The organism is Streptomyces sp. NPDC006655 (assembly GCF_040703965.1).
Taxonomy (GTDB): Bacteria; Actinomycetota; Actinomycetes; order Streptomycetales; family Streptomycetaceae; genus Streptomyces.
On the sequence record NZ_JBEYJU010000016.1, the window covers coordinates 1 to 19,403 of the forward strand.

Sequence of the window (19,403 nt, forward strand, 5' to 3'; positions counted from 1 at the left end):
GCGCCCCTTTCAGGGGCGTACACGTGGCGCCCCTGAAAGGGGCGCGGGGAACTGCGCGACCAGCCCCCACGCGCCCGCACCCGACCACGCTCCCTCACCTCTCCAGCAGCATCCTCTGCAACTCCCTGGCGGCCCGTGGCGGCGCCACATCGCTCCGGTGCGCCAAGGCGATGGTCCGATGCAACCCCGGCTTGGCCAACGGAGTGACCCGCAGCCCCCGCCCCGACCGAGCGGCGACCATCCGAGGTACGACGGCCACCCCCAGCCCCGCCCGCACGAACCCCAGCACCGCGTCCATCTCACCCCCCTCGACCGCGAAACTGGGCTCGAACCCCGCGGAGCGGCACGCGGCCACGGTCAGTTCCCGCAGGTCGTACCCGTGCCGGAACATCACGAGCCGCTCGCCCTCCAGGTCGGCGATCCGTACGCCGCCGCGCCCCCGCCCGGGCACCGTCGCCTCGGGCGCGGACACCACCACCAGGTCCTCCCGCAACAGCTCCACCGTGGTCAGCGCGGGCGACGCCGGGGGCAGCGGCAGCACGATCAGCGCCAGGTCGAGCGCCCCGCGCGCCAGCTCCCGTACGAGATCGTGCGACCCGCTCTCCTCGATCAGCAGCTGGATCCCCGGGTACCGGTCGTGGAAGGCGCGCAGCACGTCGGGCAGGAGTCCGGTGCACAGACTCGGCGTCGCCCCCAGGCGCACCCGCCCGCCGCGCAGCTGCGCCAGCTCCTGCACCTCGTGCCGGGCCGTGTCGGCGTCCGCCAGGATCCGCCGGGCCAGCGGCAGCAGCGCCTCGCCCGCGTCGGTCAGGGTGATGTTCCCGCGCGCCCGCAGGAACAGGTCCGCCCCCAGCTCCCGCTCCAGCGCCTTGATCTGCTGGGACAGCGACGGCTGGGCGACGTGCACCAGCTCGGCGGCGCGGGTGAAGTGCCGGGTCTCGGCCACGGCGACGAAGTACTGAAGCTGCTGGAACTGCACGGTGTCATGATAGCTCGTGCCTATCGAATCAAGCCGGAGCATGTCTTGGACCGATCGGCCCTCGGCGGCCTACCGTCCTGAGCATGGCTCTGGCAACGCGGACGGACCGACGGCCGTCCATGGCACGCACCGTGTGGGACTCCTCCGTCGGCAAGAAGACCGTCATGGCGGTCAGCGGCCTGATCATGCTGCTGTACCTGGTCGTCCACATGATCGGCAACCTGAAGATCTTCTTCGGGGCCGGCGAGTTCAACCACTACGCGCACTGGCTGCGCACCGTCGGCGAACCGTTCATGCACTACGAGTGGACGCTCTGGCTCATCCGGATCGTCCTGGTCGTCGCCGTGGTGGCCCACGCCACGTCCGCCTACCAGCTCAGCCGCCGGGACATCAGGGCCCGCCCCAGCAAGTACGTGCACAAGAAGCCCCGGGCGTCCTACGCCACCCGCACCATGCGCTGGGGCGGGATCATCCTCGGCCTCTTCATCGTCTGGCACATCCTGGACCTGACCACCGGCACCGTGCACTCCGGCGGCTTCCAGCCCGGCCACCCGTACCAGAACGTCGTGGACACCTTCTCCACCTGGTACGGCAACGTCATCTACATCGTCGCGATGCTCGCCCTCGGCCTGCACGTGCGGCACGGCTTCTGGAGCGCCGCCCAGACCCTCGGCGCCGGCAGCCGCACCCGCGACCGCGCCTTGAAGACCGTCGCGAACGTCCTCGCGCTGCTGCTCACGGCCGGCTTCATCGCCGTACCCGTGGGCGTCATGACCGGAGTGGTGAGCTGACATGACCTACACCGACTACGTCACCGGCGCACCCGTCGCCGACACCAAGGCGCCCTCCGGGCCCGTCCACGAGCGCTGGGACAAGCGCCGGTTCGAGGCCAGACTGGTCAACCCAGCCAACCGGCGCAAGCACACGGTGATCGTCGTGGGCACCGGCCTCGCGGGTGGCTCCGCCGGCGCGACCCTCGCCGAACAGGGCTACCACGTCGTCCAGTTCTGCTACCAGGACTCCCCGCGCCGCGCCCATTCCATCGCCGCGCAGGGCGGCATCAACGCGGCGAAGAACTACCGCAACGACGGCGACTCCGTGCACCGCCTGTTCTACGACACCGTCAAGGGCGGCGACTTCCGCGCCCGCGAGTCCAACGTCCACCGCCTGGCGCAGATCTCCGTCGAGATCATCGACCAGTGCGTGGCGCAGGGCGTGCCGTTCGCCCGTGAGTACGGCGGTCTGCTCGACACCCGGTCGTTCGGCGGCGTCCAGGTGTCCCGGACCTTCTACGCCCGCGGCCAGACGGGCCAGCAGCTGCTCCTCGGGGCGTACCAGGCACTGAGCCGGCAGATCGCCGCGGGCAACGTGGAGATGCACCCGCGCACCGAGATGCTCGACGTGATCGTCGTCGACGGACGGGCCCGCGGGATCGTGGCCCGGGACCTGATCACGGGGAAGATCGACACGTACTTCGCGGACGCCGTCGTCCTGGCGAGCGGTGGGTACGGCAACGTCTTCTACCTGTCGACGAACGCCATGAACTCCAACGCCACCGCGATCTGGCGGGCACACCGGCGCGGCGCGTACTTCGCCAACCCGTGCTTCACCCAGATCCACCCCACCTGCATCCCGCGCACCGGCGACCACCAGTCAAAGCTCACCCTGATGAGCGAGTCGCTGCGCAACGACGGCCGGATCTGGGTGCCCAAGGCCAAGGGCGACAGCCGACCGGCGAACCAGATCCCCGAGGACGAGCGCGACTACTACCTGGAGCGCATCTACCCGTCCTTCGGCAACCTGGTCCCGCGTGACATCGCCTCCCGCGCCGCGAAGAACGTCTGCGACGAGGGCCGCGGCGTCGGCCCGGGCGGGCAGGGCGTCTACCTGGACTTCGCCGACGCCATCAAGCGGATGGGACGGGGGGCCGTCGAGGCCAAGTACGGCAACCTCTTCGACATGTACCAGCGGATCACCGACGAGGATCCGTACCAGGTGCCGATGCGGATCTATCCCGCCGTGCACTACACGATGGGCGGGCTGTGGGTCGACTACGACCTCCAGACCACCGTCCCCGGCCTGTTCGCGATCGGCGAGGCCAACTTCTCCGACCACGGCGCCAACCGGCTCGGGGCGAGCGCGCTGATGCAGGGCCTCGCCGACGGCTACTTCGTGCTCCCGGCCACCATCAACGACTACCTCGCCCGCCACCCCCACCAGGAACCGGTGACGGCCGAACACCCCGTCGTCCAGGAGGTGCTGGCCGAGACGGAGGACCGGCTGAACCTGCTGCTCTCCGTCGACGGCGACCGCACGCCGGACTCCTTCCACCGTGAACTCGGCGAACTGATGTGGGAGTTCTGCGGCATGGCCCGGACGGACGCGGGGCTGCGCAAGGCACTCGAGCGCATTCCGCAGATCCGCGAGGAGTTCTGGCGGCGGATCAAGGTCCCGGGGACCGGCGAGGAGTTCAACCAGTCCCTGGAGAAGGCCAACCGCATCGTCGACTACCTGGAACTGGCCGAGCTGATGTGCCTCGACGCGCTGCACCGCGCCGAGTCCTGCGGCGGCCACTTCCGGGAGGAGTCCCAGACGCCCGACGGCGAGGCCGCCCGCAAGGACGACGAGTTCGCGTACGCGGCCGCCTGGGAGTTCACCGGCACCGGGGACGCCCCGGTGCTGCACAAGGAAGACCTGGTCTTCGAGTACGTCCACCCCACCCAGCGGAGCTACGCATGAAGCTCACCCTGCGCGTCTGGCGGCAGAAGAACGCCGACGCCGACGGCGCGATGTCCACGTACGAGGTGGACGGCATCTCCTCCGACATGTCCTTCCTGGAGATGCTCGACACCCTCAACGAGGAACTCATCCTGCGCGGCGAGGACCCGGTGGCCTTCGACCACGACTGCCGTGAGGGCATCTGCGGCGCGTGCTCGCTGGTGATCAACGGGGACGCGCACGGGCCGGAGCGCACCACCACCTGCCAGCTGCACATGCGGTCCTTCAAGGACGGCGACACGATCGACATCGAGCCGTGGCGGGCGTCCGCGTTCCCGGTGATCAAGGACCTGGTCGTGGACCGGTCCGCGTTCGACCGGATCATCCAGGCCGGCGGGTACGTCACCGCGCCCACCGGTTCGGCGCCGGAGGCCCATGCCACTGCGGTGCCGAAGGCCGACGCCGACTTCGCGTTCGAGCACGCGGAGTGCATCGGGTGCGGGGCGTGTGTCGCGGCCTGCCCGAACGGGGCGGCGATGCTGTTCACGTCCGCCAAGGTGAACCACCTGAACGTCCTGCCGCAGGGGGCGCCCGAGCGGGAGACGCGGGTGCTGGACATGGTGGCGCAGATGGACGCCGAGGGGTTCGGTGGGTGCACGCTGGCGGGGGAGTGCGCGACGGCGTGCCCGAAGGGGATTCCGCTGGTGTCCATCACGAGCATGAACAAGGAGTGGCTGCGGGCGACCCGGAAGGCGGGGAAGCGGTAGCGCCCGCGGCGCTTCGGTGAACGTTCGCCGAAAGGTGCGAACGGGCGGGGTCGGGGTCGGTGCTCCCCGGCCCCGTCTCGCGCGTCCGGGTGGCCGTCGGGTCTCCCGGCATTCAGCAGTCCCACATCCACGGGTCCCGCGCATGTCACGCCGAGTCCAGCCTGCCACGGAAGAAAGCAGGTGCAGATTTCCTCAGCTACCGCTCGGCGCAGGAGACCTCCATGACCGCCATGCCCGCCTCACCCCCCGCCCTCGCCGCCCCGCCCGGGGGCGCAGGCTATCTGGTGCAGCTCGCCCGTGACGAGGACGACGTCCGGGCCGCACAGCGACTGCGCCACCACGTGTTCGCCGGAGAGATGGGCGCCCGGCTCGACGGGCCGGAGCCGGGACTGGACGCGGACGCCTTCGACGCGTACTGCGACCACCTCCTCATCCGCGAGGCCCTCACCGGCGAGGTCGTCGGCACCTACCGGCTGCTGCCCCCGGAGCGTGCCGCGGTCGCCGGCCGCCTGTACTCCGACGGGGAGTTCGACCTGTCCCGGCTCGACGGCATCCGCTCCGGTCTGGTCGAGGTCGGCCGTTCCTGTGTGCACCCCGCGCACCGCGACGGCGCCGTCATCGGCCTCATCTGGGCCGGCATAGCCCGCTACATGGTGGACCGCGGCCACGAGTGGCTGGCCGGCTGCTGCTCCGTCCCGCTCGCCGACGGCGGCGCCCTCGCTGCCGCCACCTGGGACCTGGTCCAGGCCAAGCACCTCGCCCCGGAGGAGTTCCGGGTACGGCCGCTGCGGCCCTGGGTGCCCGGCGGTCCCGCTCCCGAGGGCCGCGCCGACCTCCCCGCGCTGCTGCGCGGCTACCTGCGCCTCGGCGCCTGGGTGTGCGGCGCGCCCGCGCACGACCCGGACTTCGGGGTCGCCGACCTGTACGTGCTGCTGTCGATGCGCCGCGTCAACGCGCGCTATCTGCGGCACTTCCTGTCGCTCGTCCCGGCCTGATGAGCGTCTGGCTGCCCAGCGCGCCCTGCACCCCGGGCGCGTGTGTGGAACGCGCGGGGTCCCTCACGGCCGTCCCCCGGGCCGTGCTGCGGTTCGCCGCGGTCGTGGCCCTGATGCTGACCGCGATCGCGCTGCTCCCGCTCGGCGGCAGGATCCCCGCCGAGTGGGTGCGGCGGTTCTGCCGGCTGCTGGTGCGGGCCGCGGGCGTCCGGGTCCGGCTCACCGGCAGCGTGCCGGGCACCGGCGGTGTGCTGCTCGTCGCCAACCACATCTCCTGGCTGGACATACCGCTGCTGGCCTCCGTCCGGCCGGCGCGGATGCTCGCCAAGCAGGAGATCCGCACGTGGCCGGTGGCCGGCGCGCTGGTGGCCGGGGCCGGGGCCCTGTTCATCGACCGTGACCGGCTGCGCGCGCTGCCGGGCACCGTCGCCCGGATCGCCGGGGCGCTGCGGGAAGGGGCCGCGGTGGTCGCCTTCCCCGAGGGCAGCACCTGGTGCGGCCGGGCGCAGGGACGCTTCCGCCGGGCCGTGTTCCAGGCGGCGCTGGACGCCGGCGCGCCCGTGCAGCCGGTGCGGCTGCGGTACCGGCTGGCCGCAGGAGGGGCCAGCACCGTGCCCGCCTATGTCGGCCAGGACACCCTGCTGGCCTCCCTGTGGCGGGTGGTGTCGACCCGTGGCCTGGTGGCCGAGGTGGACGTACGGCCGTTGATACCGGCCGGCAGCCACCCGGACCGGCGCGCCCTCGCCCGCGCCGCCCAGCCGCCGGCCCACGAGCCGGCCTGGACGCACGCGGCCCTGGTGAACCCCGAGCCGGGTGCCACGTGGCCGCTCTCCCCGTTGTGTCTCGGCGGGTCGACGCCGTAGCCACCGTCGTCGCAGCCGGCCGGTTCCGGTGGGCGGGCTCCGGGTCGGCCGCGCCCGCGCCCGCACCTCCGGTACGGCCGGACGCGGGTGCGGAGGTCACCGGGCGAGGACGCGGGAGAGATAGGGAGCCGTGACGCTGCCCTCGGCCCGCGCCACCTCGGCCGGCGGACCCGCCGCCACGATCCGGCCGCCCCGGTCGCCGCCGCCCGGGCCCAGGTCGATCACCCAGTCGGCGCCCGCGACCACGGACATGTCGTGCTCCACGACCACGACGGTGTGCCCCGCGTCGGCCAGCCCGTGCAGCTGCCGCATCAGCACCTCGACGTCGGCCGGATGCAGTCCCGTCGTCGGCTCGTCCAGGAGATAGAGGGTGTGACCGCGCCGGCCGCGCTGCAACTCGTTGGCCAGTTTGATCCGTTGCGCCTCGCCGCCGGACAGTTCCGTGGCGGGCTGTCCCAGGCGCAGATAGCCGAGCCCCACGTCGAGCAGGGCGGCCAGACTGCGCGCCACGGCGGGGGTGTCCGCGAAGAACCCGGCGGCGCCCTCCACCGTCAGGTCCAGCACTTCGGCGATGTTCCGGCCCCGGTACGACACCTGGAGCGTCTCCGGGTTGTAGCGGGCCCCGCCGCAGTCCGGGCAGGGCGCGTAGGTGCTCGGCAGGAACAGCAGCTCCACGCTGACGAAGCCCTCGCCCTGGCAGGTCTCGCACCGGCCGCCCGCGACGTTGAAGGAGAACCGGCCCACGCCGTAACCGCGCTGCGCCGCCTGGTCGGTGGCGGCGAACACCTTCCGTACGACGTCGAACAGACCGGTGTAGGTGGCCAGGTTGGAACGCGGGGTGCGGCCGATCGGCTTCTGGTCGACCGACACCAGCCGGCCGACGCCGGCCAGTTCCCCGGTGATCTCGCCGATCAGCGTCGACTTGCCCGATCCGGAGACCCCGGTGACCGCGGTGAGGACGCCGAGCGGGAACTCGGCGGTGACCTCGCGCAGGTTGTGCCGGGTGACCGGCCCGATCCGCAGCGAGCCCCTCGCGGGCCGGGGCCTGCGCGACGGCACGGGGGACTCGTCGAAGAGGTAGCGGGCCGTGGCCGACCCGGCGACCTTCGCCAGCTCCGCCACCGGCCCGCTGTGCAGCACCTCCCCGCCGTGCTCCCCGGCGCGCGGACCCACGTCCACCAGCCAGTCGGCGCCGCGCATCACGTCCAGGTGGTGCTCCACCACGAACACCGAGTTCCCGGCCGACTTGAGCCGTTCGAGGACCGTGAGCAGCGCCTCGGTGTCCGCCGGGTGCAGCCCGGCCGACGGCTCGTCCAGGACGTACACGACACCGAAGAGCCCGGAGCGCAGCTGCGTGGCCAGGCGCAGGCGCTGGAGCTCGCCCGCCGAGAGGGTGGGCGTCGCACGGTCCAGGCTGAGATAGCCGAGGCCCAGCTCGACGACCGGGGCGATCCGGGAGGTGAGGTCACCTGTGAGCACCCGGACGGTCTCCGAACCGCCCGCGGCGCCGAGGAGTCCGGCCAGTTCGGTCAGCGGCAACGCGACGAGTTCGGCGATGTTACGGCCGCCGAAGGTCACCGCGAGCGCCTCCGGACGCAGCCTGCCGCCCCCGCACACCGGGCAGGGCGCACTGGTCAGGAACCGCTCCGCCCGCGCCCGCAGGGCCGGGCTCTTGGAGTCCGCGAAGGTCTTCAGCACATACCGGCGGGCGCTCATGTAGGTGCCCTGGTAGGGGCGTTGGATACGGTCGGCGTCCCGGACCGGGTGCACGGTGACCACGGGCTGCTCGTCGGTGAAGAGGATCCACTCGCGCTGCGCGGCGGGCAGTTCGCGCCAGGGCCGGTCCACGTCGTGGCCGAGGGCGTCCAGGATGTCCCGCAGGTTCTTGCCCTGCCAGGCGCCCGGCCAGGCGGCGATCGCGCCCTCGCGGATCGACAGCGAGGGATCCGGGACCAGCGACTGTTCGGTCGTACGGTGCACACGTCCCTGGCCGTGGCACTCCGGGCAGGCGCCGACCGCCGTGTTCGGGGAGAACGCGTCCGAATCCAGCCGTGCGGCGCCCGGCGGACGGTCACCGGCGCGTGAGAACAGCATCCGCAGGGAGTTGGAGAGGTTGGTGACCGTGCCGACCGAGGAGCGGGAGGTGGGGGCGGAGCGGCGCTGCTGGAGCGAGACCGCCGGCGGCAGCCCGCTGATCTCCGTGACCCTGGGCGCCCCGACCTGGTGGATCAGCCGGCGCGCGTACGGCGCGACCGACTCGAAGTAGCGCCGCTGGGCCTCGGCGTAGATCGTGCCGAAGGCCAGGGACGACTTCCCCGAGCCGGACACGCCGGTGAAGACGGCCAGCACGTCCCGGGGCACGTCCACGTCGACGCCCTTGAGGTTGTGCTCACGGGCGCCACGGACGCGGACGAAGGGATCGTGGGGGCTCTGCATCGGGCGGGACTCCGTGTCGGCGCGGGGGCAGACCCGGCGATCGTAGCCCGTGCGTCCCCTACTGCGGAGGCGGGTTCCCCTGGTCGCGACTCCGGTCGATGTAGTCGTCGGCCTGCTTCTGGGCCATGTCGACCTGGGACTGGTACTTGTTCCCGGTTCGCTGGTCGATCATGTCACCGCCCTTGTCGACGCCCCGTTTGGCCTGGTCCTCGTGCCCCTTCAGCATCCCCTTGAGCTTGTCCAGCATCGACATGGCAGCCCTCCTCGCTGGTTGCGGCTTACCTCCCCAGCGTCACCGGCCCGGGCCGGGTCCGCATCTCGGCGGGTGTCCCCGTACGGGCCCGGCATGCCTGCGCCGACTCGGAAGAAGCCGGCCCGCGGTCGTCTACGGGTTCACGAGCGCGGCCAGCCGCCGGTAGGAGTCCAGGAGGGCCGTGCGGTCGTAGGTACTGGTGGTGACCAGTACCTCGTCCGCGGCGGTCTCCTTCAGCACCGTCTCCAGCTCGTGCGCCACCTGGTCCGCCGTCCCGGCGATGTGGCCGGTGAGCCCGGACTCGTAGAAGCCGCGCTCCTTGGCGGTCATCGGCCGTGCCGCCACGGTGTCGGCCGGGGGCAGCGGGGGGAAGGTGCCGTGGGTGCGTGAGTACGCCATCGACCAGGCCTCCGGGATCAGCAGCCGCCGGGCGGCCTCGGGGGTGTCGGCGACGGCGACCGTCCCCGAGATCATGACGTACGGCTCGGCGGCCCACGGGGACGGGCGGAAGCGGTCGCGGTAGTGGTCGATGCCGCGGCGCATCGTGTCCCGGCGGCGCAGGTCGCCGATGACCAGGGGCAGCCCGGCGCGCGCCGCGACGTCCGCGCCCTCGCCCATCGCCAGCACGAACGGCGGCACCCGCAGCCCCTGCGCGGGACGGGCCCGCACACCGGTCGGTGAGGTCCCCTCGAACCAGCCGAGCAGCTCGCCGAGTTGTGCCGCGAAGTCCTCGGCGTCGCCCTTGTCGCGGCCCAGCGCCCTGCGCACCCCGTCGGTGAAGCCCACGGACCGGCCGAGGCCCATGTCGATCCGGCCCGGGAACAGCGACTCCAGCACCCCGAACTGCTCGGCCACGACCAGCGGCCGGTGGTTGGGCAGCATGACGCCACCGGTGCCCACCCGCACGGTCCGGGTCGCGCCCGCCACGGCGGCGGCCAGCACCGTCGGCGCCGAACCGGCGACTCCGGGCACACCGTGGTGCTCCGACACCCAGAAGCGGTGGTAGCCGAGGGCCTCCACCTCCCGGGCCAGCGCCACGGTGTCCCGCAGCGCCTCGCCGGGCGTGTCCCCCTCCCGGGTGCGCGAGCGGTCGAGGACGGAGAACCTGGTCCGGGCGATGACTGCGTTCACAGAGGGTTCAACACCCGGGCGGCCGAAGGATTCCCGGACGCCCGACCGGGCCGGTCCGGCGCGCCGTTCTAGGGTTGCCCTGTGACAGAGAGCAGCAAGCGGCCGGTCGCCGTGTTCGACATCGACAACACCCTCGCCGACACCGCGCACCGGCAGCGGTTCCTGGAGCGCAGACCCCGGGACTGGGACGCGTTCTTCGCGGCCGCGCCGCACGATCCGCCGCTCGCCGAGGGGATCGCGCTGGCCGTGGCGAGCGCGGCGGAGTGCGAGATCGTCTACCTGACCGGCAGGCCCGAGCGCTGCCGCCGCGACACGCTGGACTGGCTCGTCGCGCACGGGCTGCCCGAGGGCCGGGTGCACATGCGGCGCAACGCCGACCGCAGGCCCGCCCGGCACACCAAGCTGGAGATCCTGCGCCGTCTCGCCGAACGCCGGGAGATCCGCGTCCTGGTCGATGACGACGAGCTGGTGTGCGACGACGCCGAACGGGCCGGGTTCACCGTCGTACGGGCCCGCTGGGCCGACCGCTCGGCCGTGCTGGAGCAGGCCCAGGAAGGGGAGGGGCGGACCTGAGCGGCCGCGCCTCAGTCCCCGTCGTCGATGCGGAAGCCCACCTTCAGGCCCACCTGGTAGTGCTCGATCTGCCCGTTCTCGATCTGGCCCCTGACCTGCGTCACCTCGAACCAGTCCAGGTTGCGCAGGGTCTGGCCGGCGCGGGCGACACCGTTGCGGATGGCCTGGTCGAGGCCTTCGTGCGAGGTGCCGACGATCTCGGTGACCCGGTAGGTGTGGTTCGTCATCGGGAAGCTCCTCTCGTCGTCACTCCACCGTGCCGCACGCGGAAGCGGAACGCGAGACATCGGTTCCGAACAGCTGACAGCCCTTGACCCTTCGCATTGGTCCATACCAAAATCCCGTACACCCGTACGGGCACCCTTGCTCGTTCCCCCACGCCGGGCCCCTTCGCTGTCCGCCCAGACAGAACAGGACCCCCGCAGTGAGACGTCGCCGCCCGCTCGCCCTCGTCTGTGTGTCCGCCGCCCTGCTGAGCGCCTGTGGAGTGCTGCCGGGCAGTGGGGGCGGGCGGCACACCGTGACGGTGTGGCTGATGCAGAACAGCGCCTCGCCGGACTTCCTGCGCCGGTTCACCGCCGACTTCGAACACACCCACCAGGACATCCGGCTCGACATCCGGGTCCAGCAGTGGTCCGGGATCGTCGCCAAGGTCCAGGCCGCGCTGAAGGACGGCTCCGGCGACGGCCCCGACGTCATCGAGGTCGGCAACACGCAGGTCCCCGAGTACGTCGAGGACGGACGGCTCACCGACCTGACGCTGGAGTCGATGCGCGACTGGGGCAAGGAGCACTGGCTGCCCGGACTCGCCGAACCCGGCAGCGACGACTCCCGCCAGTACGGCATCCCCTGGTACGCCGCGAACCGCGTGGTCATCTACCGCAAGGACCTGTTCGCCAAGGCGGGCATCACCTCGCCGCCGAAGACCCGGGCCCAGTGGCTGGCCGACACCGCAAGGCTGAACTCCCGTGGGAACCAGGGGATATACCTGGCCGGACAGGACTGGTACACCCTCTCCGGGTTCGTCTGGGACGAAGGCGGCGACCTCGCCCGGGAGACCGACGGCGGCTGGAAGGGGACCCTGGACAGTCCGGCCGCGCTGCGCGGGATGGACTTCTACCGGCGGCTCCAGGCACTCGGCCGGGGGCCCGTCGACGCCGACGAGGAACACCCGCCGCAAGCTTCGGTGTTCGCGGGCGGCAAGGTCGCGCAGATCGTCGCGGTGCCCGGCCTCGTCCAGTCCGTCGTGCAGGAGAACCCCGAACTCAAGGACGAGATCGGTTACTTCCCGGTGCCGGGGCTCACCGCCGACCACCCCGGTGCCGTCTTCACCGGCGGCTCGGACCTCGTCGTACCGCAGAACACCGACCGGCCCTACGACGCGACCGCCGTCGTCGGCGCACTGACCGGGGCCAAGTGGGACACCGAACTGGCCCGCACCATGAACTACGTGCCCAACAAGACCACGCTGGCCGGCGCGGTCGCCGGGGAGCCCGGGGTCGCCGCCATGGCGGCGGGGGCCGCGCGGGGGCGCGCGACCCCCCACACCCCGGACTGGCCGGCGGTCGAGGCCGACAACCCGATCAAGGGCTACATGACCAGGGTGCTCGACGGCGCGGACCCCACGACCGAGGCCCGCCGCGCCTCCCGGCGGATCACCGAGCTGCTCGCACCGAACTTCGGCTGAGCCGCGCCCCAAAGGGGCGCTGGGGGTACCCCCGGCCGAAGGCTGGGGGAGGAACTGCGCGACCAGCCACGATGGCGCCGCAGACGACCGGCGACGAGGCTCGGCACTCACATCGGAGTTGGACCAGACCGTCGACTCAACGGGCGACGCTCAGCGACAGCGCGAAACGCCCCTCCGAGTCGGTCCACCAGTGCGTCAACTCCAGCTCGGCCGCCGCCAGTTCCGCGGTCACCCCGTCCCGCCGGAACTTCGCCGACACCTCGGTGCGCAACTCCTCGCCCGCCGCGAAGTCCACGGCGAGATCGAGCGCGGGCACCTTCACGGTCTGCGCGACGCGCGAGCGCAGCCGCATCTCGATCCACTCCTGCTCGGCGTCCCACAGGGCGACGTGGTCGAAGGCGTCCGGGTCGAAGTCGGCGTCCAGCTCCCGGTCCACGACGGCCAGCACGTTCTTGTTGAACTCGGCCGTCACCCCGGCCGCGTCGTCGTACGCCCTGACCAGCACGTCCTCGTCCTTGACCAGGTCGGTGCCGAGCAGCAGCGCGTCACCGGGCGCGAGCAGCCCCCGGACGGAGGCCAGGAAGGCGGCCCGCTCGGCAGGCAGCAGATTGCCGATGGTGCCGCCGAGGAACGCCAGCAGCCGCGGCCCCGGCGCCTCGGGCAACGCCATCCGGCCGGTGAAGTCGGCGATCAGGGCGTGCACGGTCAGCCCCGGCCGCTCCGCGACGAGGGCCTGACCGGCCTGCGTGAGCGCGCTCTCGCTGACGTCGACCGGGACGTACACCTCGAGGGCGGTGAGCGCGTCGATGAGCAGCCGGGTCTTCTCGGAGGAGCCCGAGCCCAGCTCGACCAGGGTGCGGGCACCGCTCGCGGCGGCGATCTCGCCCGAGCGGGTGAGCAGGATCTCCCGCTCGGCCCTGGTCGGGTAGTACTCGGGCAACTCGGTGATGCGCTCGAAGAGTTCGCTGCCCCGGGCGTCGTAGAACCACTTCGGCGGCAGCGTCTTGGGGGTGGCGGTGAGGCCGTTCAGGACGTCGGCGCGCAGCGCGGCGTCCGTCGCGTCCTCGGGAAGGGTGCGGGTGACACGGAGGGGACTCACGAACAGGGCTCCTTCGGGGATGCGGAGGCCGGGTCCTCGACCTGGGCGGACTCCACCGGGGCGGGCTCGACCGGCGCGAGTTCGACGCCGTCGCGGCTCGCGGTGAGCAGCGTGCGGTCGGGGACCTCCCGCCAGTGCGGGTCGTCGTCGTACGGCTCGGAGGCGACGACGGTGCGGTGGCCGGGTTCCGAGAGGTAGAAGAGGCTGTCGCCCCAGGCGGTGGCGGCGATGGTCTCGCCGTCGGTGAGCAGGAGGTTGAGGCGGGCGGCGGGCGCGGCCCCGGCCACCTGGAGAACCGTTTCGGCAAGGGCCGGGCCCGGTTCCGCGCCGGACCGCAGCCGGTGCAGCGCCAGCGCCCAGACGAACGCCGAGTCGGTCCGTGCCTCCATCGCCAGCAGGTCGGCCGGGGGCAGCAGCGGGACGAGCGGGGCCAGGGACCGCGGCCAGCCGGGGACCGCTCCGTTGTGGCTGAACAGCCAGCGGCCCGCGGCGAACGGCGCCGCCGCGGCCTCCGCGTCGGCACCGGCCAGGGTCGCGTCCCGGACGGCGGCGAGCAGCGCGCCGGTGCGCACCACCCGGGCCAGGTCGGCGAAGGACTGGTCGGCCCAGATCGGCCCGGCCCGCCGGTAGCGGGCCGGCTGCGGATCCTCCGGGGCGTACCAGCCCACCCCGAAACCGTCGGCGTTGACCGTCCCGTACCGCTGCCGCCGCGGTGCCCACGACTGGCGGTACAGGGAGTGCGCGGGCGCCACGAGGAGCCGGCCCAGCGGCTCCTCGGGACCCAGACAGGCCAGGTGGCGGCACATCAGGCCGTCTCCGCGGTCCGGGCGGTGCGGAAGCCGGAGAAGATCTGCCGCCGGATCGGGTAGTCCCAGTTGCGGAACGTGCCCCGGCAGGCCACCTGGTCCACGGCGAACGAACCGCCGCGCAGCACCTTGTACTCGGGGCCGAAGAACACCTCCGAGTACTCCTTGTACGGGAAGGCGCTGAAGCCGGGGTAGGGGAGCAGGTCGCTCGACGTCCACTCCCACACGTCGCCGATCAACTGCCGTACGCCCAGCGGCGACTCCCCCTCGGGGTAGCTGCCCGCCGGAGCGGGCCGCAGATGCCGCTGGCCCAGGTTGGCGTGGACCGGGGTGGGGTCGGCGTCGCCCCACGGGTAGCGGCGCGAACGGTTCGCGACCGGGTCGTGCCGGGCCGCCTTCTCCCACTCGGCCTCGGTGGGCAGCCGGCGGCCGGCCCAACGGGCGTAGGCGTCCGCCTCGTACCAGCTCACGTGCAGCACCGGCTCCTCGGGCGGCACGAGTTCCGTGATCCCGAACCGGCGGCGCAGCCACCGGCCGTCCTCGCGCCGCCAGAACAGCGGGGCGTGGATGCCGTGTTCCCGGACGTGCGCCCAGCCCTCCGGGGTCCACCAGCGCTCCTGCTCGTAGCCGCCGTCCTCGATGAACGCCAGGTACTGGGCGTTGGTGGTGGGGGTCGTGTCGATCCAGAAGGGCGCCACCTCCCGCCGGTGCGCGGGGCGCTCGTTGTCCAGCGCCCAGGGCTCGGTGGAGGTGCCCATGGTGAACGGACCGCCGGGCACCAGGACTTCGGCCGGTCCGGTGAACGGCGGCGCCGGGTCGGGGTCGGGCGCGGTCAGAGCCGGTGGACCCTGGCGGAGCTGATGGGTGATCAGCATCGTCTCGTCGTGCTGCTGTTCGTGCTGCGCGATCATCCCGAAGGCGAAGCCCGCCTCGGTCAGCCGGCTGTCACCGAACGCCGCCCCCTCCAGCAGGTCGAGCGCCCGGCCGCGCACCTCCGCCGCGTACCGCCGGGCCTCGGCGGGCGGGAGCAGCGGCAGTGAGGGCCGCTCGGACCGCGGGTGCTCGAAGGCGTCGTACAGGCTGTCGATCTCGGGGCGCATCGCCTCCCGGCCGCCGACGTTGCGCAGCAGCCAGAGCTCCTCCTGGTTGCCGATGTGCGCGAGGTCCCAGACCAGCGGGGACATCAACGGGGAGTGCTGGGCGGTGAGGTCGGGTTCCTCGACGCAGTCGGTGAGGAGCGTGGTGCGGGCCCGCGCCGTGGTCAGGGAGCGCAGCGCCCGCTCCCGCAGCGTCTCGATATCGATGTCGGTCTCGGTCTCGGTCATGCGCTGATTTCCCTCTCGTGGGCGCGACCCGCCGTGCCGCGCAGTCGGTCCAGCAGGTCGTCGGCCGGGCTGCGGCCCCGCAGCACGTACCGGTCCCGGTGCTCCCGGACGGCGGCGACGACCTCGGGGGTCGCGCCCAGCCGCGGCAGGGCCCGCAGCGCGGCCGTGAAGCAGCCGTCGGCCGCCTCCCGCAGCTCCGGGTCGCCGAGCCCGGTGCGGGCCGCGTCCAGCCACAGCGGGTTGTGCGGGGCCGGGCGCGACCGGGCCCGCTCGGCCAGCGGCTTCACCGTCCGGTACGCGGTCTCGGCGGCCTCCGGGTCGTCGAACAGCGCCGCCGTCACCGCCAGCGGCACGATCCACCCGTCGTCGCCGGGTTGCGCGTCGATCATCCGCAGTTCCAGGTGGCCGCGCGGCCTGACCGGCGGGAACAGCGTCGTCAGGTGGTACGCGAGATCCTCCCTGGTGGGCGTACCCGAACGGGTCCACGCCCGGAAGGTGAGGTCCTCGGGCACCTCCCACGGGCCGCCGTCCCGTCGTACGCACATCACCGGCGCGTCGAGGACGTGCCGGGCCCACGCAGCTCGCGGATCACCGTCCAGCGGGGGCGCGCCCGCGCGCCCCGCGCCGATCTCCATCCACAGCAGCTGGCGGGTGGAGACCCAGCCGGTGGGCCGGTGCCCGATCAGCGGACTGTTGGCGAACGCGGCGACCAGCACCGGACCCAGCTGATGGGCCAGCCACCAGCGGCGCGCGTGGCCCAGCGGGCCGGGCTCCTCGTGGCCGGCGTCCAGGCAGACCTGCACGGAGGCCGAGGCGCACATCATGTGGCGGCCCGCCGTGCCGGTGCGGTCCAGGCACGCCTCCATCGCGTCGTAGCGCGGCTCGCGCAGGAAGCGGCGGGGGGTGTGCCAGGGATCGTGACCGACGCCCACCAGGCCGAGGCCCTGTCGGGCCAGGACCGCTCGGACGGCGTCCAGGTCGGCGGAGACGGTACCGATGCACTCCATCAGGGAGGCGGCGGGCGGCGAGCTCAGCTCCAGCTGGCCGCCGGGTTCGACGGTGAGTGCCGAGCCCAGGGGTACCGTGCGCAGTGCGGCGTAGGCCGCTTCGAGTCGTTCGGGTGTCACCGGGAGCTGCGGCTGCCGCAGCTCGTGGACCAGCCATTCCACTTCGACCCCGAGGGTGCGGGGCGGTCCCGTCTTGAAGCAGATGCCCTTGACCAGGGCCTCCACCTCGGCCTCGGTGACAGCGGTGCGGTCGTCCGAGAAGTCGGTCTTCACCGAGCCGTCGGTACAGTCGCCGCCGTCGGATATCGAGTCGGACATGTAGGGATCCTCCTGAGATTCCACCATGCCACCGGCCCGGCCGTGGGTGGCTCGGGACGGCATCGTCCCTCCCACCCAAGACCTCCGCGCGGATTCGCACAAGGGTGCCAAACGGCAGGTTCGAGATCGGTAACCTCCGTTTCATCCAGTGTTTCCGGCCGTTTCCGGCTGTTTCAAGCCCGGAAAACTCCGTTGCACGGCATCCCCAGGATCACCCAGGATGCGGGTATGAGCACGACGGGGGAGACCGCGCGGGTCGCGGTCATGGCGTCCACGGGGGTGGCGCCATGAGCGCGCGCCTGCGCGGTATCGCGCGGGGGACCGAGGAGATCGTGGCGGCCGGGGCCTACCGGGCGCCGGACGGCCGCGAGGTCCTGCTGGCGGCCGACATCGCGGCCGCACGGGCCGGGACGCGTCTGTACGGCCCGGAGCCCGTGCCGGTCGTGGCAGACGACGACGCGGACACGGTCTTCGAGGTCACCGGCGAAAGCAGCCTGGAGGCCGCCCGCCGGCTGGCCGACGCCCCGGTGGCCGTCCTGAACTTCGCCTCGGCCCGCAATCCGGGTGGCGGCTACCTGAACGGCGCGCAGGCGCAGGAGGAGGCCCTGTGCCGGGCCTCCGCGCTGTACGCCTGCCAGTTGCACGCCCGCGCCTTCTACGACCACCACCGCGCCCACCGCGACCCGTTCTACTCGGACCGGGTGATCCACTCCCCGGCCGTCCCGGTCTTCCGCGACGACCGCGGCGCGCTGCTCGCCGAGCCCTACCGGGCGGGCTTCCTCACGGCCGCCGCGCCCAACGCGGGTGTGATCCGCCGTACCGCCCCCGAACGCGTCGGCGAGGTGCCCGGCGCCCTCGCCGTCCGGGCCGAGCGGGTGCTGGAGGTGGCCGCCGCGCAGGGCTACCGGCGGCTGGTCCTCGGTGCCTGGGGGTGCGGCGTCTTCCAGAACGACCCCGCGCAGGTCGCGGGAGCCTTCCGGGGGCTGCTGGGCCCCGGCGGACGGTTCGCGCGCCACTTCGAGCACGTGGTGTTCGGGATCCTGGACCGTGCCCCGGCATCCGTGGTCCGGGCCGCCTTCACGGAGGCGTTCCGCGGGGCCGCCCTCGGCGCCTGAGGGTGGACCGGCGGCTCAGTTCCAGCCGTAGCGCTCGTGCAGCCGGTGGCGCACGAGGTTGAAGCGGCCCCGGTCCAGGGCGCAGGCCTCCCGGCGCATCCCGTCCTCGTGCAGCCGCAGCACGCGGTCCACGTTCACCCAGGAGTCGCGGCCGGAGCGGTCCCAGGGCCCGCTGCCGATCGCCACCCACTCGCGGTCGTCGTCGTGCCGCTTGCTGGACAGCTGCACGGCGAGCAGGGTGCCGCCCGCCTCCCGGGCGACGACCAGGACCGGCCGGTCCTTGCCCCGTCCGTCGTTCTCCTCGAAGGGCACCCAGGTCCACACGATCTCACCGGGGTCGGGGTCGCCGTCGTGGGCGGGGGAGTACTCGGTGCGCACCGTGCCGACCTCGTTCGGGTCGGCCTCGGTGGTCGCGGTGGGGCCGTAACGGCCGGGGACGCTCTCGTCGTCGATGTACGCAGTCACGAGGGCACCCTAAAGCGGCCTCAGCCTGCGGGGACCGGCGGGGTGGCGGTGCGGCGCAGCTCCGCCTCGATCAATTCCGCCGTCACGTCGGGCCGTTCGAGGTGCGGAAGGTGACCGGCCTCGGGGATCGGCTCGAACCGGCCCTGCGGGAAGGCCTTCGCGTAGGCGGCTCCGTACGCGGGGGTGACGATCCGGTCGCTCTCGCCCCAGATCACCAACGCGGGCTGCCGCACCCGCCCCAGCCGGGGGAGCAGCCTCGGGTCGGTCATCCGGCCGCCGTCCGTGAGCAGTCGCATGGTGGCCATGTTGGCCTGGCGGCGGGCGAGTTCGGCGGCCGGGAGGGTGGCCGGGTCGACGTAGACGCGGTCCGGGTCGTGCCAGGAGTGCTCGGCCTGGGCGCGCGGGTCGAGCGAGAAGAAGTCGGTGACCCGTTCGCCGGCGATGTCGGCGCCGACCGCGTTGATCAGGACCAGACCGGTGATCAGGCCGCCCGTGTCGCGTATCGCCATCTCGGCGGCGAGTTGGCCGCCCAGTGAGGAGCCGATGACCAGGACGTCGCGCCACTCGTTGTCCTGGAGCAGGTGCAGGTAGGCGACGGCGAGGTCGTCGAGGCGGGTCAGCCAGTCGGGGCGGGGCGTGCCGTCCCAGCCGGGGTGGACCGGGGCGACGGTGTGGGCCGATCCGGCGAGGCGGGCCGCGAGACCGGCGACGGTGGCGGGTCCGCCGCCGCCGTGCAGGACCAGTACCGGGCGGCCGGAGCCGGCCTCGGTGAGGGAGAGGGGGAGGTCGGGACAGACATGGGCGATGCGGTGCGTCGTCATGCCGTGGACTCTAACTAAGGATGTTTATTTAAACAAGCTTAGTCA

The 19,403-nt window shown here is 72.7% G+C and carries 19 protein-coding genes; 8 read left to right on the plus strand and 11 right to left on the minus strand.

Translation table 11 applies throughout. From position 1 onward, the window contains the following. Window positions 1-94 precede the first annotated feature (94 nt). On the minus strand, window positions 95-979 hold the full coding sequence (locus AB0958_RS12135; RefSeq protein WP_366890269.1) for a LysR substrate-binding domain-containing protein: 885 nt from the start codon (window positions 977-979) through the stop codon (window positions 95-97). 119 nt (window positions 980-1,098) lie between these two features. Here AB0958_RS12135 and AB0958_RS12140 point away from each other — a divergent pair, with 119 nt between their 5' ends. The 5 genes from AB0958_RS12140 (at window position 1,099) to AB0958_RS12160 (ending at window position 6,322) form a co-directional block, all read left to right on the plus strand. Continuing rightward, window positions 1,099-1,770, plus strand: coding sequence for a succinate dehydrogenase (locus AB0958_RS12140; RefSeq protein WP_366890388.1), 672 nt, complete (start codon window positions 1,099-1,101; stop codon window positions 1,768-1,770). Between the two features lies 1 nt (window position 1,771). Next, the gene (locus AB0958_RS12145) at window positions 1,772-3,718 is read left to right on the plus strand and encodes a fumarate reductase/succinate dehydrogenase flavoprotein subunit (RefSeq protein WP_366890270.1); all 1,947 of its coding nucleotides are present in this window, start codon (window positions 1,772-1,774) and stop codon (window positions 3,716-3,718) included. Then, window positions 3,715-4,464, plus strand: coding sequence for a succinate dehydrogenase/fumarate reductase iron-sulfur subunit (locus AB0958_RS12150; protein WP_366890272.1), 750 nt, complete (start codon window positions 3,715-3,717; stop codon window positions 4,462-4,464). The genes AB0958_RS12145 and AB0958_RS12150 overlap by 4 nt, the downstream gene beginning before the upstream one ends. Before the next feature lie 230 nt (window positions 4,465-4,694). Then, complete coding sequence (locus AB0958_RS12155) at window positions 4,695-5,459, plus strand: GNAT family N-acyltransferase (protein ID WP_366890389.1); 765 nt, start codon at window positions 4,695-4,697, stop codon at window positions 5,457-5,459. Then, window positions 5,459-6,322 (plus strand): lysophospholipid acyltransferase family protein, encoded by an 864-nt coding sequence (locus AB0958_RS12160; RefSeq protein WP_366890273.1) that lies wholly within the window; start codon window positions 5,459-5,461, stop codon window positions 6,320-6,322. The genes AB0958_RS12155 and AB0958_RS12160 overlap by 1 nt, the downstream gene beginning before the upstream one ends. 96 nt (window positions 6,323-6,418) lie before the next feature. Here AB0958_RS12160 and AB0958_RS12165 read toward each other — a convergent pair whose 3' ends face one another. The 3 genes from AB0958_RS12165 to AB0958_RS12175 all read right to left on the minus strand — a co-directional run bounded on the left by AB0958_RS12165 (window position 6,419) and on the right by AB0958_RS12175 (window position 10,142). Next, complete coding sequence (locus tag AB0958_RS12165; protein WP_366890274.1) at window positions 6,419-8,758, minus strand: excinuclease ABC subunit UvrA; 2,340 nt, start codon at window positions 8,756-8,758, stop codon at window positions 6,419-6,421. A 58-nt stretch (window positions 8,759-8,816) separates the two neighbouring features. Next, window positions 8,817-9,011, minus strand: coding sequence for an antitoxin (locus AB0958_RS12170; RefSeq protein ID WP_366890275.1), 195 nt, complete (start codon window positions 9,009-9,011; stop codon window positions 8,817-8,819). 132 nt (window positions 9,012-9,143) lie between these two features. Further along, window positions 9,144-10,142: an LLM class flavin-dependent oxidoreductase gene (locus AB0958_RS12175; RefSeq protein WP_366890276.1), complete on the minus strand. Its 999-nt coding sequence runs from the start codon at window positions 10,140-10,142 to the stop codon at window positions 9,144-9,146. 81 nt (window positions 10,143-10,223) lie between these two features. On the opposite strand from AB0958_RS12175, the gene AB0958_RS12180 reads away from it, so the two are divergent. Then, window positions 10,224-10,715: a hypothetical protein gene (locus AB0958_RS12180; protein ID WP_366890277.1), complete on the plus strand. Its 492-nt coding sequence runs from the start codon at window positions 10,224-10,226 to the stop codon at window positions 10,713-10,715. Window positions 10,716-10,726: 11 nt separating this feature from the next. Here AB0958_RS12180 and AB0958_RS12185 read toward each other — a convergent pair whose 3' ends face one another. Beyond that, window positions 10,727-10,942, minus strand: coding sequence for a dodecin (locus tag AB0958_RS12185; RefSeq protein WP_132888014.1), 216 nt, complete (start codon window positions 10,940-10,942; stop codon window positions 10,727-10,729). A 197-nt stretch (window positions 10,943-11,139) separates the two neighbouring features. Here AB0958_RS12185 and AB0958_RS12190 point away from each other — a divergent pair, with 197 nt between their 5' ends. Next, window positions 11,140-12,402 carry an extracellular solute-binding protein gene (locus AB0958_RS12190; protein ID WP_366890278.1) on the plus strand — a complete coding sequence of 421 codons (1,263 nt, stop codon included), beginning with the start codon at window positions 11,140-11,142 and terminating at the stop codon, window positions 12,400-12,402. Window positions 12,403-12,538: 136 nt separating this feature from the next. On the opposite strand, the gene egtD is transcribed toward AB0958_RS12190, so the two are convergent. The 4 genes from egtD to egtA are packed head-to-tail and all read right to left on the minus strand — an operon-like array spanning window position 12,539 to window position 16,957. Beyond that, window positions 12,539-13,501, minus strand: a complete 963-nt coding sequence (egtD, locus tag AB0958_RS12195) for an L-histidine N(alpha)-methyltransferase (RefSeq protein WP_366890279.1) — start codon at window positions 13,499-13,501, stop codon at window positions 12,539-12,541. Next, complete coding sequence (gene egtC / locus AB0958_RS12200; RefSeq protein ID WP_366890280.1) at window positions 13,498-14,307, minus strand: ergothioneine biosynthesis protein EgtC; 810 nt, start codon at window positions 14,305-14,307, stop codon at window positions 13,498-13,500. The genes egtD and egtC overlap by 4 nt, the downstream gene beginning before the upstream one ends. Continuing rightward, window positions 14,307-15,632: an ergothioneine biosynthesis protein EgtB gene (gene egtB, locus AB0958_RS12205; RefSeq protein WP_366890281.1), complete on the minus strand. Its 1,326-nt coding sequence runs from the start codon at window positions 15,630-15,632 to the stop codon at window positions 14,307-14,309. The genes egtC and egtB overlap by 1 nt, the downstream gene beginning before the upstream one ends. Next, complete coding sequence (gene egtA, locus AB0958_RS12210) at window positions 15,629-16,957, minus strand: ergothioneine biosynthesis glutamate--cysteine ligase EgtA (RefSeq protein WP_366890283.1); 1,329 nt, start codon at window positions 16,955-16,957, stop codon at window positions 15,629-15,631. The genes egtB and egtA overlap by 4 nt, the downstream gene beginning before the upstream one ends. A gap of 287 nt (window positions 16,958-17,244) precedes the next feature. Between egtA and AB0958_RS12215 the strand changes: the two genes are divergently transcribed. Next, window positions 17,245-18,072 carry a TIGR02452 family protein gene (locus AB0958_RS12215; RefSeq protein WP_366890285.1) on the plus strand — a complete coding sequence of 276 codons (828 nt, stop codon included), beginning with the start codon at window positions 17,245-17,247 and terminating at the stop codon, window positions 18,070-18,072. 15 nt (window positions 18,073-18,087) lie between these two features. Here AB0958_RS12215 and AB0958_RS12220 read toward each other — a convergent pair whose 3' ends face one another. Next, a complete protein-coding gene (locus tag AB0958_RS12220) occupies window positions 18,088-18,537 on the minus strand; it encodes a type II toxin-antitoxin system PemK/MazF family toxin (RefSeq protein WP_366890286.1) in 450 nt (149 codons plus the stop codon). Window positions 18,538-18,557: 20 nt separating this feature from the next. Beyond that, the gene (locus tag AB0958_RS12225) at window positions 18,558-19,358 is read right to left on the minus strand and encodes an alpha/beta hydrolase (RefSeq protein WP_366890288.1); all 801 of its coding nucleotides are present in this window, start codon (window positions 19,356-19,358) and stop codon (window positions 18,558-18,560) included. Window positions 19,359-19,403: the final 45 nt, after the last annotated feature.